The sequence below is a fragment of the Acinetobacter sp. NyZ410 genome (genome assembly GCF_022828975.1).
Classification (GTDB): domain Bacteria; phylum Pseudomonadota; class Gammaproteobacteria; order Pseudomonadales; family Moraxellaceae; genus Acinetobacter; species Acinetobacter guillouiae.
The window spans coordinates 3,347,370-3,360,137 of sequence record NZ_CP094620.1; the positions used below are offsets into that span (position 1 = coordinate 3,347,370).

The 12,768-nt window shown below is 39.2% G+C and carries 14 protein-coding genes; 4 read left to right on the forward strand and 10 right to left on the reverse strand.

The window, feature by feature from the left end; genetic code table 11:
- Window positions 1–106: 106 nt before the first annotated feature.
- Complete coding sequence (locus MTO68_RS15950; protein ID WP_244013417.1) at window positions 107–697, reverse strand: alpha/beta hydrolase; 591 nt, start codon at window positions 695–697, stop codon at window positions 107–109.
- Between the two features lie 344 nt (window positions 698–1,041).
- Here MTO68_RS15950 and MTO68_RS15955 point away from each other — a divergent pair, with 344 nt between their 5' ends.
- Window positions 1,042–2,139, forward strand: a complete 1,098-nt coding sequence (locus MTO68_RS15955) for an OmpW family outer membrane protein (protein ID WP_035371206.1) — start codon at window positions 1,042–1,044, stop codon at window positions 2,137–2,139.
- Between the two features lie 397 nt (window positions 2,140–2,536).
- Complete coding sequence (locus tag MTO68_RS15960; RefSeq protein WP_244013419.1) at window positions 2,537–3,568, forward strand: AraC family transcriptional regulator; 1,032 nt, start codon at window positions 2,537–2,539, stop codon at window positions 3,566–3,568.
- Between the two features lie 131 nt (window positions 3,569–3,699).
- Here the strand turns inward: MTO68_RS15960 and MTO68_RS15965 are convergent, their stop codons facing one another.
- The 7 genes from MTO68_RS15965 to MTO68_RS15995 all read right to left on the reverse strand — a co-directional run bounded on the left by MTO68_RS15965 (window position 3,700) and on the right by MTO68_RS15995 (window position 10,099).
- The gene (locus tag MTO68_RS15965) at window positions 3,700–4,710 is read right to left on the reverse strand and encodes a putative sulfate exporter family transporter (protein WP_244013421.1); all 1,011 of its coding nucleotides are present in this window, start codon (window positions 4,708–4,710) and stop codon (window positions 3,700–3,702) included.
- Complete coding sequence (locus MTO68_RS15970) at window positions 4,703–5,032, reverse strand: Rieske 2Fe-2S domain-containing protein (RefSeq protein ID WP_056513865.1); 330 nt, start codon at window positions 5,030–5,032, stop codon at window positions 4,703–4,705. Before MTO68_RS15970 ends, MTO68_RS15965 begins: the two co-directional genes overlap by 8 nt.
- Entirely contained in the window at window positions 5,029–5,682 is a 654-nt protein-coding gene (locus tag MTO68_RS15975) for a DsbA family oxidoreductase (RefSeq protein ID WP_244013423.1), read from the reverse strand. Before MTO68_RS15975 ends, MTO68_RS15970 begins: the two co-directional genes overlap by 4 nt.
- On the reverse strand, window positions 5,682–7,025 hold the full coding sequence (locus tag MTO68_RS15980; protein ID WP_244013425.1) for an MFS transporter: 1,344 nt from the start codon (window positions 7,023–7,025) through the stop codon (window positions 5,682–5,684). The genes MTO68_RS15975 and MTO68_RS15980 overlap by 1 nt, the downstream gene beginning before the upstream one ends.
- Before the next feature lie 116 nt (window positions 7,026–7,141).
- Complete coding sequence (locus MTO68_RS15985; RefSeq protein WP_004724790.1) at window positions 7,142–8,194, reverse strand: 3-keto-5-aminohexanoate cleavage protein; 1,053 nt, start codon at window positions 8,192–8,194, stop codon at window positions 7,142–7,144.
- 58 nt (window positions 8,195–8,252) lie between these two features.
- On the reverse strand, window positions 8,253–9,101 hold the full coding sequence (locus tag MTO68_RS15990; protein WP_244013427.1) for a TauD/TfdA family dioxygenase: 849 nt from the start codon (window positions 9,099–9,101) through the stop codon (window positions 8,253–8,255).
- An 11-nt stretch (window positions 9,102–9,112) separates the two neighbouring features.
- The gene (locus tag MTO68_RS15995) at window positions 9,113–10,099 is read right to left on the reverse strand and encodes a quinone oxidoreductase (protein WP_244013429.1); all 987 of its coding nucleotides are present in this window, start codon (window positions 10,097–10,099) and stop codon (window positions 9,113–9,115) included.
- Between the two features lie 381 nt (window positions 10,100–10,480).
- On the opposite strand from MTO68_RS15995, the gene MTO68_RS16000 reads away from it, so the two are divergent.
- Both MTO68_RS16000 and MTO68_RS16005 read left to right on the forward strand, forming a co-directional pair.
- A complete protein-coding gene (locus MTO68_RS16000; protein ID WP_244013431.1) occupies window positions 10,481–10,990 on the forward strand; it encodes a hypothetical protein in 510 nt (169 codons plus the stop codon).
- Window positions 10,991–11,001: 11 nt separating this feature from the next.
- On the forward strand, window positions 11,002–11,571 hold the full coding sequence (locus tag MTO68_RS16005) for a hypothetical protein (protein ID WP_244013433.1): 570 nt from the start codon (window positions 11,002–11,004) through the stop codon (window positions 11,569–11,571).
- A 108-nt stretch (window positions 11,572–11,679) separates the two neighbouring features.
- On the opposite strand, the gene MTO68_RS16010 is transcribed toward MTO68_RS16005, so the two are convergent.
- Together MTO68_RS16010 and MTO68_RS16015 are read right to left on the reverse strand one after the other, a co-directional pair.
- A complete protein-coding gene (locus MTO68_RS16010; protein WP_244013435.1) occupies window positions 11,680–12,138 on the reverse strand; it encodes a DUF2846 domain-containing protein in 459 nt (152 codons plus the stop codon).
- Between the two features lie 278 nt (window positions 12,139–12,416).
- On the reverse strand, window positions 12,417–12,755 hold the full coding sequence (locus tag MTO68_RS16015) for a cupin domain-containing protein (protein ID WP_244013437.1): 339 nt from the start codon (window positions 12,753–12,755) through the stop codon (window positions 12,417–12,419).
- Between the last annotated feature and the right edge of the window lie 13 nt (window positions 12,756–12,768).

Sequence of the window (12,768 nt, forward strand, 5' to 3'; positions counted from 1 at the left end):
TAATCTGTTATGAATACTGCTAACCAATGAGCAATGCTGTCTTAAAACGGCGGGGAAATTGAACCAAGTCACTTCTCAATAAATTCCGCTATATAAAGTCTAAGCACTAAGCGATACATATCGAATCATCCACTTGGTCTAATTGTTGAATAAATTGTTCAGCTTGTGCCCAATACCCATATCCAGCAGCAGGATTAAGATGCCCCACCTCACCTAAACTCACCAATTGACTGCCCCATGTTTTTGCCATAGTCCTAACGGCCTCGTAACTGGCTAAATGGTCATTGGTACTTGCGACCACAATGCTTGGAAAAGGCAAAAACTTGTTAGGTAAAGGATCCCATCCTTGCTGTTTTAGCATTGCAGAACTTGGATAGTTTTCAGGCCATTTGGCCGATAAATCGGGTGGTGTCACCAACAAAGCCCCTTGAATATTGTGTTGATAGATCGCTGCCCAGTGAACGGTCATTAATACCCCTGCACTATGTGCAACTAAAATCACAGGACCATCAATTTCTTCAAGTTGTGCTTGGATCGCTTTAACTCTTTTTATGCAGTTGAGTTTGTCTGTTTCTAATGCAGGGACAGATCGTACCTTGACCAGCCTTTGCTCCAATAAGGTTTGCCAATGTTCAGCAACATGGTCACGTAAACCTGGAACAATTAAAACGGTTGCCTTTGTCTGTATTTTTTCCATTGATCTACCTTTAATTTTAAGTGAATGAATGAAGATGAATTCTATAAATTGCTTATTCACAATACGGTTTAGTTGATTTTGGTGATGTACATTTGATGACAACCTCTTTTCATTTGATGACAAATGACCGCTCCAATACAGCATTCGAGCATGCATCAAAAAACACATAAGAAATTGATTTTATTGTTTTATTTTAAATTTAACTGATTTTTCCATTAAAATTTTGAATATTATTGATGAAATGGGTGAGATTGCTTTAACCAATGCCAACTTTAATAATGGGGCCGTGTTTCAGAAAGGATCCGCTGAAACCATAAAAAAAAGTGAACTACAAGGGAATTAAAATGAATCAAATTTGTAGAATAGCTGTGCCATTGGCATGTCTATTAACAACTCATTTATGTTATGCGGATTCTACAACCTCTAAACGCTGGGCTGTCAGTGCCGGCTGGATGCATGTCATGCCTCAAGGCAAAGCCAACTCAACACATGTAACAACCAGTGTTGTAGAAGGTGGCAGCTATGGCGTTGGATCATCATTATGGGGAAGCGATATTGCCAACTACGAAACCAATGCATCTGAAATTAAGGGAATGGGTGGGCTTTTATTAAATACTTTTATCAAAAATGGTAAAGCAGACCCCAATTATAAAGTTCCAGCAAGTCTAACCACTGGAGCCAGATCGGATATCACTGGTATTTCTGATTATACCGCTCAAGGTGGGATGGAAGTCGCGGATACCGATACATTGGGTTTAACTCTAAGCTACTTTGTAAATGATCATGTATCTCTTGAATTAGTCGGTGGTATCCCACCAAAAATTGATATTGATGGCGTTGGAGAAATTAGAGCTTCGGCACTCTCCACTGCCAATACTCCCGGAAAAGGTACACCACCGACCTATTTAAATGGTTTAAAACTGCTAAAAGATACCTTAATTACCGATCTTGGTGCACATGGCAAAGTTGCAGAAGTGACTGCATGGACGCCTGCAGCAACAGTTAAATATCATTTTGGCGCTTTAGGACAAACTAAGTTCCGACCTTTTGTTGGCGCGGGTGTTGTATATGGTCATTTTAATAAGTTAAAGCTTAATGACGGTGTAGAACAAGACCTTATTCAAGCAGGTTATATGATTGATAATATCCTCAATGATCGAGCGGGTGAAGCATTGCACGGTGGTCAAGGCAGTTCAACAGCGACACCAAAAGTTAAAGTTAAAACCAGTGATGCCTTTGCACCAGTACTCACAGCAGGTTTTACCTTTGATTTAACCGATCGTTGGTTTACCACTGGATCTTTAAGTTATATGCCAAACTTTAATAATGTAGCAACTGTGACTGTCACAGATACATCGACAGGTACCCAATTGATCAAGTCCACGACAAAAATTGATTTAGATCCTTTGGTCACATATCTTGGGGTAGGCTATCGTTTTTAATTAAATGGATTGATCGTAGCCCTACATCTACCAACCATTTAATTTTAAAAATATTGTGTACTAAATATCTACAATCCGATATGAGTCGCAATGCCCCATCTAAAAGAATTAATGTGTAAGCAATATCCCTAAGTTGTGTCGCACATTAATACGTTTTAAAAGGCTGTTCTTTACTCCATAAAGTGCAGTCCTTTTAAAACACTCCTCTTTGTTAAACAAATTTGATACTCTATTTCTATGGTCTCAATGTGTAATGAATTGAGATACTTTTTAAGAAATTTTGATAAAATTATTGAAATTAGACATACGCAAAAACTTTTATAAATGCGTATTGGCAAAGTCTTCAAACAATGATGATTGACCAGGATGGTTAATAAAAAGACAAGGAGAGTGTAAATTGGTTCCTCTTGCACATACAGCGGTACTCAAGAATTATCTGGATGTGAGCCGACAATTAGACCTCAATCCATACCATTTATTATCTGATGCTGGAATTTATTCTGCTCAATTAAATGATTCAAAACAACGCATTTCTGTCGATAAAGTCATGGCATTATTAGAGCAATCTGCTCAAATCAGTGGTTGTGAAGTGTTTGGTCTACATATGGCCGAACAACGTCAAATTGCTGATTTTGGTGAGCTAAGCTTATTATTAAGCTATCAACAAACGTTACGTGATGCCTTAAAAACAATTGTAAGATACCGAAATATCATCAATAACGCGCTTGAAATATATATCGAGGAAGTTGGAAAAACGGTGATTATTCGGGTGGAAGTGATTTCTACTTCAGCAAAGTATAGCCGCCAAGCGATTGAATTGGCTTTGGGGATTACCCATCGTTTTTGTGCTGCATTATTAGCTCAAAAATGGCACCCATTAAGTATTCATTTTACCCATGATGCACCAAAAGACTTAACAGTGCATCAACGTGTTTTTGGAAGTTCACTTGAATTCGGTAGCGAGTTTAATGGTATTGTCTGCTCATCATCAGAACTTGATAAAATCAATCCTCAAGCAAATACAGCAATGGCAAACCATGCACAGCGCTATCTCGATATTGACATCTTACAAAAAGACAATGAGTCATCACTTATTTTTGATATCCGTAAAAGTATCTATCTGCTTTTACCGATGGGACGTGCCACAATTGATCAAGTCGCGCAGACCCATGAAGTCAATGTCAGAACGCTGCAACGGCGTCTAGAAGCTGCACATACAAATTTTAGTGAATTAATGAATGATGTCCGTAGAAATTTGGTATTTCGCTATTTAAAAAATATCAATTATTCACTGGCACAAGTTTCAGATATTCTCGGTTACTCTATGCCGAGCTCTTTTACGCGATGGTTTATTGGCCAATTTGGTATAACACCCAATGCTTGGCGTACCCACAATAAGGCTGAGATCATTGATGAACATACGATATAAATTCAATCAAGGTACGACTAACTTGGTATTAACATCAAAATAATAATAAGAAAAGCCACTTAAAACAAAAGTTTTGCGGAAATTAACTTTAAGGTTGTACTTTGCAAAACTTTTGTTAAATCAAAGCCCGACTAAAATAACCAATGCATCAGGCTGAGTACCAACAATACCAGAAAAACGCTTTCTCCAATCATCAGCAGGATCGGTTTAATACCCACCGTTGCTAACTCTTTTAATTGTGTTTTCATCCCTAGCGCACTAATCGAAATAATCAGACACCAACGAGATAATTCATTCATTCCAGTTTGAACAACTGTAGGGACCCATCCAGTACTATTTATACAGGCAAGAATTAAAAATCCTACTGCAAACCAAGGCAATAATGGCGGTCTTTTGCCCGTAGAGGGTACACCTTGCATACGGGTAATCATGGCTGCGCAGATGATGACAGGTAAAAGCATGGCGACTCGCATCAATTTCACCAGAGTTGCAGTATCGCCTGTTTCTGTAGACATGCTATAACCTGCCCCCACTACTTGGGCGACATCATGAATGGTTGCACCTAAAAAAATCCCTGCATGTTGCGGTGTTAATTCCAACCATCGCGCAATCATGGGATAAACAATCATTGCTAAAGTTGAAAGTGCAGATACTCCAATGACGGTGAACAAGGTTGCTTTTTCTTTTTGTGGATGACTGGGTAAAGCTGCAGACAAGGCCAAGGCTGCGGAAGCTCCACAGATCGCTGTCGCGCCACCAGTCAGCATACCGAAAAACTTATTAAACCCGAGCACTTTTGCTGCGATGACTGAAGCAAGAATGGTAATGACGACCAATGAAATAACCAAAACAATGGGCTGCCAACCTAACGCAGTCATTTGCTCAAGGGTAATTCGCATTCCGAGTAAGGCGATCCCAAAACGCAGTACTTCTCGCGCAGTAAATTCGATACCCGCTTTACACTTTCCTTCTGTTGCAAGAAAGTTCACACCCATCCCGAGCAACAAAGCGAATAACATCACTGGCGCACCATAATGCTCAGATAAAAAACAGGCCGCAGCGGCAACCACAGTACTGACAATAAATCCGGGCATAAGCGCACTTAGCCGTGGCTGCCAAGCCATAGAATCTAATTTACTCATCTAGCGCTACTCCACAATCCAAACCAATAAAAACATTTTCGCCAATCACTTCTACTGGGTATGATTGAACTTGTAGCTGTGTTGAATTGAGTAAATAACCATTTGCCAAGTCAAAACGTAAACCATGTGCACAACATTGAATTACCCTGCCTTCTAATTTCCCATTGAGTAATGAGGCACCCTGATGTGGGCAACTGTCATTAATCGCATAAAATTGTTCGGCAATATTAAATAAAATTAGAGATCGGTCACCGATCATCAAAAAGGATCGATTGCCTAAAGTTGGGATTTTTTCTTGAGGAACTTGAAAACGCAAGCTCATACCATTTGTCCTTGTACTTGAAGCGTATCCAGCATTGCTTGATAAAGTGCACTTGTAGGTTGTGCCCCAGCCATTGCAAAACTGCCATCAAAAACAAAATACGGTACCCCTTTACCGCCTGTATCTGCTGAGATAAAAGGAACAAATGGTTTTGCTAAAATACCTTCAACCACCTCATCCGCAAAACCGCAATACATGGCTATTTTCTGCAATGTTGCGAACTCGCCTATATTTTCCGAATGATGAAAATAGGCTGTGAATAGCGCATCTAAAAATCGCTCACTTTGATCTGAATGATATACTTTTGAAATATTTGCAAAAATATGATGTGCCATAGCTGTGTTTGGCATACGGTGAATTCGATCAAAATCAATATCGACATTGACCGCTTTGGCGGCTTGACGAACTTGAGTTTGGCGCATTCGAACAGCAGTTGAACTGCCTAATCTTTGTAAATAAAAGGCATCAAAAGGAACACCCACCAGCGGAATATGGGGTAAAAGCTGTACACCACGCCACTGGATATTGACCTCAACATCTGGATCACTTTGTTTTAATTTTTGAATCGCAGTCTGTAAATGACGTTTTCCAATCAAACACCAAGGACAGATAAAATCAAAAAAAACTTCAATATTCATTTTACGCGTCATTACTGATTACCCATATTGCATGACTGTGCTTGTACTGTTTGACCTTGTCGTGCTGTTTGTGTATTAAATTTTTTAATATCATGGGCATAATGGCGTTTTGCATAGAAGAATACGGCAGCAGCCACAATGCTCATCAGAGGCATCAATTGAAAAGCATGGTGTAAACCAATCACGTCAGATAGCTTTCCAATCACTAAAGGTCCTAAAGCCAAGCCGAGAAAATTATTTGCCAAAGTTAATGTTGCAAATGCTGTGCTATGTACAGAATGATGTGTCAGGTTGGCAACCATTGCGCTGGATGGTCCATTGGTACCCAATGCGATAAACATCCCAATACAAATCATGATCAATTGAGCATTTCCGACAGACATGGCAAAAGCGATGGATAGCAACACACAACCGATCAAACAAAATGCAATCGCTAAACTGACTTTTCGGTCTGGTCGATCTCGTCCTAAACGATCACATAACATCCCACATAAAATCGTGCCAACTGCACTACTGAGTACAACCATTGCAGCGACCAACCCCGCTTTATCTGTACCCAATCCGTAATATCGATTGAGATAACTGGGAAGCCAAACGATGACCGTGCCACCCACAAACAATTGCAAGCCACTGCCAATATAAGTGGCGATCACAGACCGACTTGAATAAATCGATCGTAAAGGACTTTCCGATCTATCCTGTTTCTGTTGGGTCTTAATTTTGCCTTGAACGGTTCCTATCTTGTTTTCTTTAACCACAATAGGATATAAAAATGCCAGAATCAGCCCAAAGACGGCCATTCCACCAAATGCCCAACGCCAGCCAAAATGTTCAGCCATAACACCGCCTAAAGCCATGCCTAAGAATGAGCCAAACACACCACCTGCCATAAAAGCACTTGCTAAAGTTGCACGCATATCACGAGGAAAAACCGATACAACAACAGCAATCCCGACACTGCCATAGGCAGCTTCGCCAACACCCACCATAAATCGGGCAATAAACATATGTTGATAACTTTCAGCAACTGCACAGCCTAAGGTTGCCATACTCCACAACACAGCCATCAAAGTTAAGCTTTTTACTTTGCCAAAACGATCTGCCAAGATCGACAAAGGTAAGGTTAATAAACCCACCATCAAGGCCACAATCCCACTTAATAATCCAAGTTGGCTGTCTGTCAAAGCCCATTCACTTTTGATCAGTGGGAATACTGAATTTAAGACTTGCCGTGACATATAGTCAGAAATCAACAAACCAAATGTCAGTGCAAAAACCAACCATGCATATTTACGTGGAATGCCAAACGAAGTATCTACACCGTCCGCAGGACTTGAATATTGATGCGCATCCATACGTTCTCCTTGTGTTTTTATAATTTCTCATTCATTTTTGATGACTACCCGACTTCACAGTAACGTAATCATCTTTTTCTCACGGTTTGAATCAAAAATCCTTTTGGCTCAAATCATTATTTACGCTGTGGAACACCCTTTTGACCTGCTTTACGATTGGGCGCCATACCATTTTCCAACAAAGTTTCTTCAATCGTGTCGTATTGAACGCCAATACGATAAATTTCACGTGCTTCTTTACCTGATGCAACTTCACGACCTAATTCATGGGCAATACGCACGGTCTGTTGAATTTGCTGTACTGAAGAAAAACGCTGACCTTGATGATCTATAATGGTGTCTTCATTTCCGACACGTGCATGTAAGCCCATCGCCATTGACATGGTGTTAAACGGCAAAACATTTTTAAGTAAAGACTCTGAAGTTAAAGTACAACCATCAGGTACGCGATGAATAAAGTTAAAGAAGTTAAAAGGATTTGGCCCATCAAAACCACCACCAATTCCAATCCAGGTTAGATTCAACGGACCTTTATACAGCCCTTTACGCACCATACGTTCCAGCGTTTCTAAACCATGCATCCCAGTTAATTGGAAATGCGGTTGAATGCCATTTTCAGTTAAACGCTTTAAATGCTCTGCAACCCAAGCTGGACCTGCAGGTACTGTCATTTCTGCATAAGCTGCCTGAATTGCTGGATGTGCCAAAGAAGTGCCTTCTAAATATTCAGGATAGAGCAACTCCATAATATTCATTTGAGTGGTATTGATCGCCACGGTTACTTGGTCTGGTTTTGGCATTAATTCGGCCAACATATGACGCGTATCATCGCTTAACCAAATTGCAGCTTCACCTTCACTTTCTGGGGCAAAAGAAATTGATCCACCTACCTGAATGATCATATCAGGCACCGCTTCACGCACACCGGCAATGAGTTCATTAAACTTAGACAGACGTTTCGAACCTTTCCCATCTAGTTCTCGAACATGCAAATGGAGGACTGAAGCACCTGCTTCATAGCACTCTACCGCTTTTTGAATTTGTTCTTGCATGGTCACCGGGATATCTTCAGGAAAATCCTCAGGCATCCATTCAGGCCCATAAGGTGCTACCGTAATCACCACTTTGTCCATGTTTTCAGGGTGCAATGAGTCATCAAAGAATTGCATAAACATCTCCATATGTATTTTAAAATTAGGGTTTGGATTAAATCGTTAACTGCTCAGCTTAGTAAGTTGCATCACCAATAATGCCTGCCCGTTCCATTTTTCGATGACATGGTGGATAGTCCATTACGGCATAATGTTGTGTACTGCGGTTGTCCCAAATTGCGATACTATTCGGCTTCCAACTCCAACGAACTTGGTACTCAGGAATATAGGCTTGGGTAATTAAATAACGCAGTAAATCGGTTGCACCGGGGTTGGCATCTTGTCCAAAACGTACGTGTTCTTTGGTATGGTAATTACTAAAATGAGTGGTAAATGCGTTGACATAAAGAATCTTTTCACCCGTTTCAGGATGAGTACGTACCACAGGATGCTCTGCATCGGGGAACTGTTCTTTTAATGACAAACGCTTTTCAATCGGCATCATTGCGCCAAAACTGGCTTCAATACTGTGATAAGCACGTAAATTTGCAATTTTTGTTTTGATTTCTATGGGTAAATTTTCATAAGCCATCACCATATTGGTCCACATGGTATCTCCACCCACTGTCGGACATTCAATACAACGTAGTACACAACCCATTGGCGGAACTTTGCGCCAGCTTGCATCGCTGTGCCAAGCATTTTCATAACGATCAATTGGGCTCTCTGGGCTTTTATAAATTTGTACCAGCCCAGGATGCTCTGGATGACTTCCAACAGCAGGATGGCTTTCTAGTTGTCCAAAGCGCTCAGCAAATGCTACATGTTCAGCTCGGCTTAGGTTTTGATCTCTTAAAAATAAAACCCGATGCTTTAACAAATTCTGACGAATTTCAGTAAATAGCCCATCATCGTCAATGGCATCTGCCAGATTGACCCCCAACAATTCTGCACCGATATTGCAACTTAATTGTTCAACTTGCATAAGACATCCCTTCAAATGACAAAAATTGATGATCCTGTGGTTTTACGTGCTTCTAGATCACTGTGAGCTTGAACTGCATCCTTGAGTTCATAGCGTTGATTGATTTCAATTTTAATGCGTCCATGTCGGACGTGGTCAAATAGTTCATTGGCAAGTTCTTGTTTTTCTATAGGATCAGCAATGAAATCTGCCAGTGCTGGACGAGTCATATATAGAGAGCCTTTCATTGCCAACAAGACGGGGTTAAATTCTGGAATTGCACCAGAAGCAGTCCCCACACAAACCAATAAGCCACGGCGTTTTAACGAATCAAGCGATGCCATAAACGTATCTTTACCAACACTATCAAAGACCACATTTACACCAACTCCATCGGTTAATTCTCGTACTCGTTCTGCAACATTTTCATAGCTATAATTAATGACATGGTCACAACCATGTGCACGGGCAATTTGTGCTTTTTCTTCTGAAGAGGTTGTACCAATCACAGTTAAACCGAGTAACTTTGCCCATTGAGATACAATCAAGCCCACACCACCAGCGGCGGCATGTAATAAAATGCTGTCCCCTTTTTTAAAGTCATAAATACGACGCATTAAATAAGCCGAGGTTAAACCCCGCATGGTCATTGCTGCGGCTGTTTCACAAGAAATTTCTTCAGGTAGTTTGATTAATACATCAGCTGAGATTAAACGTGCAGTGCTATAAGCACCTAAAGTATTTAAAAAACCGGTATAAGTGACTCGATCACCCACTTGAATATGATCTACACCCTCACCCACGGCTTCGACTACACCAGACGCTTCTACGCCCATACCGTTTGGCAGTGGAATTTTATATGTGCCATCGCGAAAATAAGTGTCAGCATAATTTAATCCAACTGCCACATGACGCAGACGCACTTGCCCTGCCACTGGTTCACCAACATCGATGTCTTCATATTGCAAAACATCTGGTGTTCCTGTTTCATAAAACCGTATTGCTTTATTCAATGCCATTTCCCTATCCATGCCGTATTTTTATCAATATTTAAAAATCATGATTAAAACTACAACACAGCAGATGCAGTTCACTTTACATAAGACGACACTGACTTAGCATTTTACGACACGCTTGTGGTTAAAATTGTAAGCTAATTTAGTAAAACACTGTTTTTGAATTATTTTATGGATTTGAATAATTTTTATGGTTTATCTTGAGTGGATTTTTTATCCCAAATTTTAATGTGTTCTTTCTATAGGTATAATAAAGTTTCAAAAAAAGCCATTAAAATAATTATAGGTTTAGCATATTAAACCAACCCTCTTTATAATATATTGCTAAGTCAGAATACTTAGTAAAATTCTAAAAATAGTGTTCTCATTTTAGAGGTTTATTTTATGCATAATCAATTGATCAAAATAACCTTATTTGTTGCTTTATGCTCTTCACCATTTGCACTTGCAGAAATCCCAAAAGAGCTGCTTTATCAAACACCTCAAAATATTGATTCAGCACAACTCGCAACAATTCAAGGTTTCCAAGAAACGAGCACCCCTTTAAAGTTCATAAAAGCTCGTATTTATATTAATCAAATCAATGGCAAAGCCACATTAAACCAATCAAAAGACTGGAATAAAACCTATTCCATTCTACCTACACAGACAACTGTTCGCTTCACCTCTGATGCTCAGCAATTATTTTCTTCAGGTGAGCTCAATTTTACTGCTCAAACAGGGCAAAAATATCAAATCAAAACCAATCAAGCGGATAAAAACAGCCATAAACAAGGTATTCAGTTTTGGATTGAAAATTTAACTACCGGTGAAGCAGTCACAGATAAGCAATTTGCTCATACAGTAGTAAATCAACCTCAACAAATTTATATGCCAGTCATTATTAATAAATAGAGGGATTGAATATGCATCTATTTTTTAAAGTCTCAATTCTAAGTGTACCGATCATTTTTACTGCTTGTATCAGTACAACCAAGAATACACCAGCTATTGAATACTATTCTCCGCCTCAAGCATCATCACAAACAGCAACCATCATTGGTGATCTCTATGATCGTAAATATTTAGCAGACACGATTGCTTTTGTCTTTGCAGTAGATAAAAAGAAAGTAGAGAATGGCTACCATCAACTCAAAGAGCCTTTAATTCTGCACGCTGGTGAACATGATTTACAAATTTGGTGTGGTCAAGGTTCTTATAACTATACCAATTTAGTCAAAGTCCATATTGAACCAAATAAAAAATACCAAGTCGGTTATGAATTAAATCCAAATAAACAAGAAGGTTGTGTATTTTGGATTAATGATTTGGAAACAAAGAAACCTGTGACTGAACTTGTAAATGGCGTGGGATTATGGCGAGCTAACGCTATTACTGACCTGCCAATTCAAGCGTTCTTAGAACCAAGACCTGATAGTGGTCAAGGATATACGGTGGTGCCTATTAGAATTATCAATAAAATGGGCAGTCATTAAAAATAATCTGGGCAGCTGATCATCATGTTAGCTGCCCAGGTTTTCAGATATATAACATTCAAAATGCATGATTTTTCAACCGACGTCAGATGATGAAGCGTCGATATTTTATTTACCGCATTTGCCCTTTTCTGCTAGTTTTAGTTTTTGTATCGCTTTTTGACCTTGTGCATTATCCACCAATTTCAGTCCAGCTCCACCGACCAGCAAACCTGGTTTGATATACTGTTTGATAAAATAATTCTCTCCACTCTTTGCTTGAAGTTTAAGGTCATTTGGTGAAAATTCAGATTCAGTTGAAATGGTATATTCCTGACCACTAGCAACTTCTTCATGGAAGAAAATATTAGGGGCTGTTTCACCAATACAACGACCATTGATTTTAATGTCTTTTTTAATTGTCGTACCCAATCCGCCAGTACGGTAGATATACAATCCAGATTTACCCTGTTCAGGTTGCTTAAACTGTTTTGCAGTAGCACTCAATTCCTTATTAGTAAGGGGAACTGATGCACAACCCGTAAAAAGAAATACTGTTGCTATCGTAGCAAGTAAGGTTTTATTCATTTTCTTAGTACTCCACATCTATAATAAAAATGGATGAACAAATAAGCTTTTTATCATTTTAGAATAGTCAAGCTTAGGCTATTTTAAATACATTGATTGTAGTAACGGGAAGTCCTATCAGCTAAGACTGATATGTTAATTGAACCCATGACTACAATCATGAAAGCACAGAGATTAAACTAAAAGAATTGGGTCTTACTCCATTCAAAACCCAATCTCTTTTTGGCTAATCTAACCAAAATTTGGTAGATTAGATTCAGACATCTAGAATTTCATTTTTAACCCCAACCATCTGGAAGCTCACTTACTTGTATTAACTCCACTCGAATATTTCCAACAACTTTAAACACATAATCACCTCTAGGTAATTTGATAATATCCCCTGGACTAACAGTGATTTCCTCGTCAGTATCTCTATTTCGAAATGACATTGTTCCTTCTTGAATAAAGTAAGTAGTAATACCAGATGAATGAGCCCAAAAACCATTTATACTATCAGCTGGATCCCATTGATTCGATTGAATTCTATAGTTACCTGTATGGGTATATCTTTTTTTTACATTTTCTAGAGTTAATGGTTCATCTGTTAAATCGTTCCATTTTTTTAAATTTAGCATCTACAAGATCCTC

Bases quoted from the DNA above. Each gene is read 5' to 3' on its own strand.
- MTO68_RS15950 (WP_244013417.1), bottom strand. From the start codon at position 697: ATGGAAAAAATACAGACAAAGGCAACCGTTTTAATTGTTCCAGGTTTA.
- MTO68_RS15955 (WP_035371206.1), top strand. From the start codon at position 1,042: ATGAATCAAATTTGTAGAATAGCTGTGCCATTGGCATGTCTATTAACA.
- MTO68_RS15965 (WP_244013421.1), bottom strand. From the start codon at position 4,710: ATGAGTAAATTAGATTCTATGGCTTGGCAGCCACGGCTAAGTGCGCTT.
- MTO68_RS15970 (WP_056513865.1), bottom strand. From the start codon at position 5,032: ATGAGCTTGCGTTTTCAAGTTCCTCAAGAAAAAATCCCAACTTTAGGC.
- MTO68_RS15975 (WP_244013423.1), bottom strand. From the start codon at position 5,682: ATGACGCGTAAAATGAATATTGAAGTTTTTTTTGATTTTATCTGTCCT.
- MTO68_RS15980 (WP_244013425.1), bottom strand. From the start codon at position 7,025: ATGGATGCGCATCAATATTCAAGTCCTGCGGACGGTGTAGATACTTCG.
- MTO68_RS15985 (WP_004724790.1), bottom strand. From the start codon at position 8,194: ATGCAATTCTTTGATGACTCATTGCACCCTGAAAACATGGACAAAGTG.
- MTO68_RS15990 (WP_244013427.1), bottom strand. From the start codon at position 9,101: ATGCAAGTTGAACAATTAAGTTGCAATATCGGTGCAGAATTGTTGGGG.
- MTO68_RS15995 (WP_244013429.1), bottom strand. From the start codon at position 10,099: ATGGCATTGAATAAAGCAATACGGTTTTATGAAACAGGAACACCAGAT.
- MTO68_RS16000 (WP_244013431.1), top strand. From the start codon at position 10,481: ATGCATAATCAATTGATCAAAATAACCTTATTTGTTGCTTTATGCTCT.
- MTO68_RS16005 (WP_244013433.1), top strand. From the start codon at position 11,002: ATGCATCTATTTTTTAAAGTCTCAATTCTAAGTGTACCGATCATTTTT.
- MTO68_RS16010 (WP_244013435.1), bottom strand. From the start codon at position 12,138: ATGAATAAAACCTTACTTGCTACGATAGCAACAGTATTTCTTTTTACG.
- MTO68_RS16015 (WP_244013437.1), bottom strand. From the start codon at position 12,755: ATGCTAAATTTAAAAAAATGGAACGATTTAACAGATGAACCATTAACT.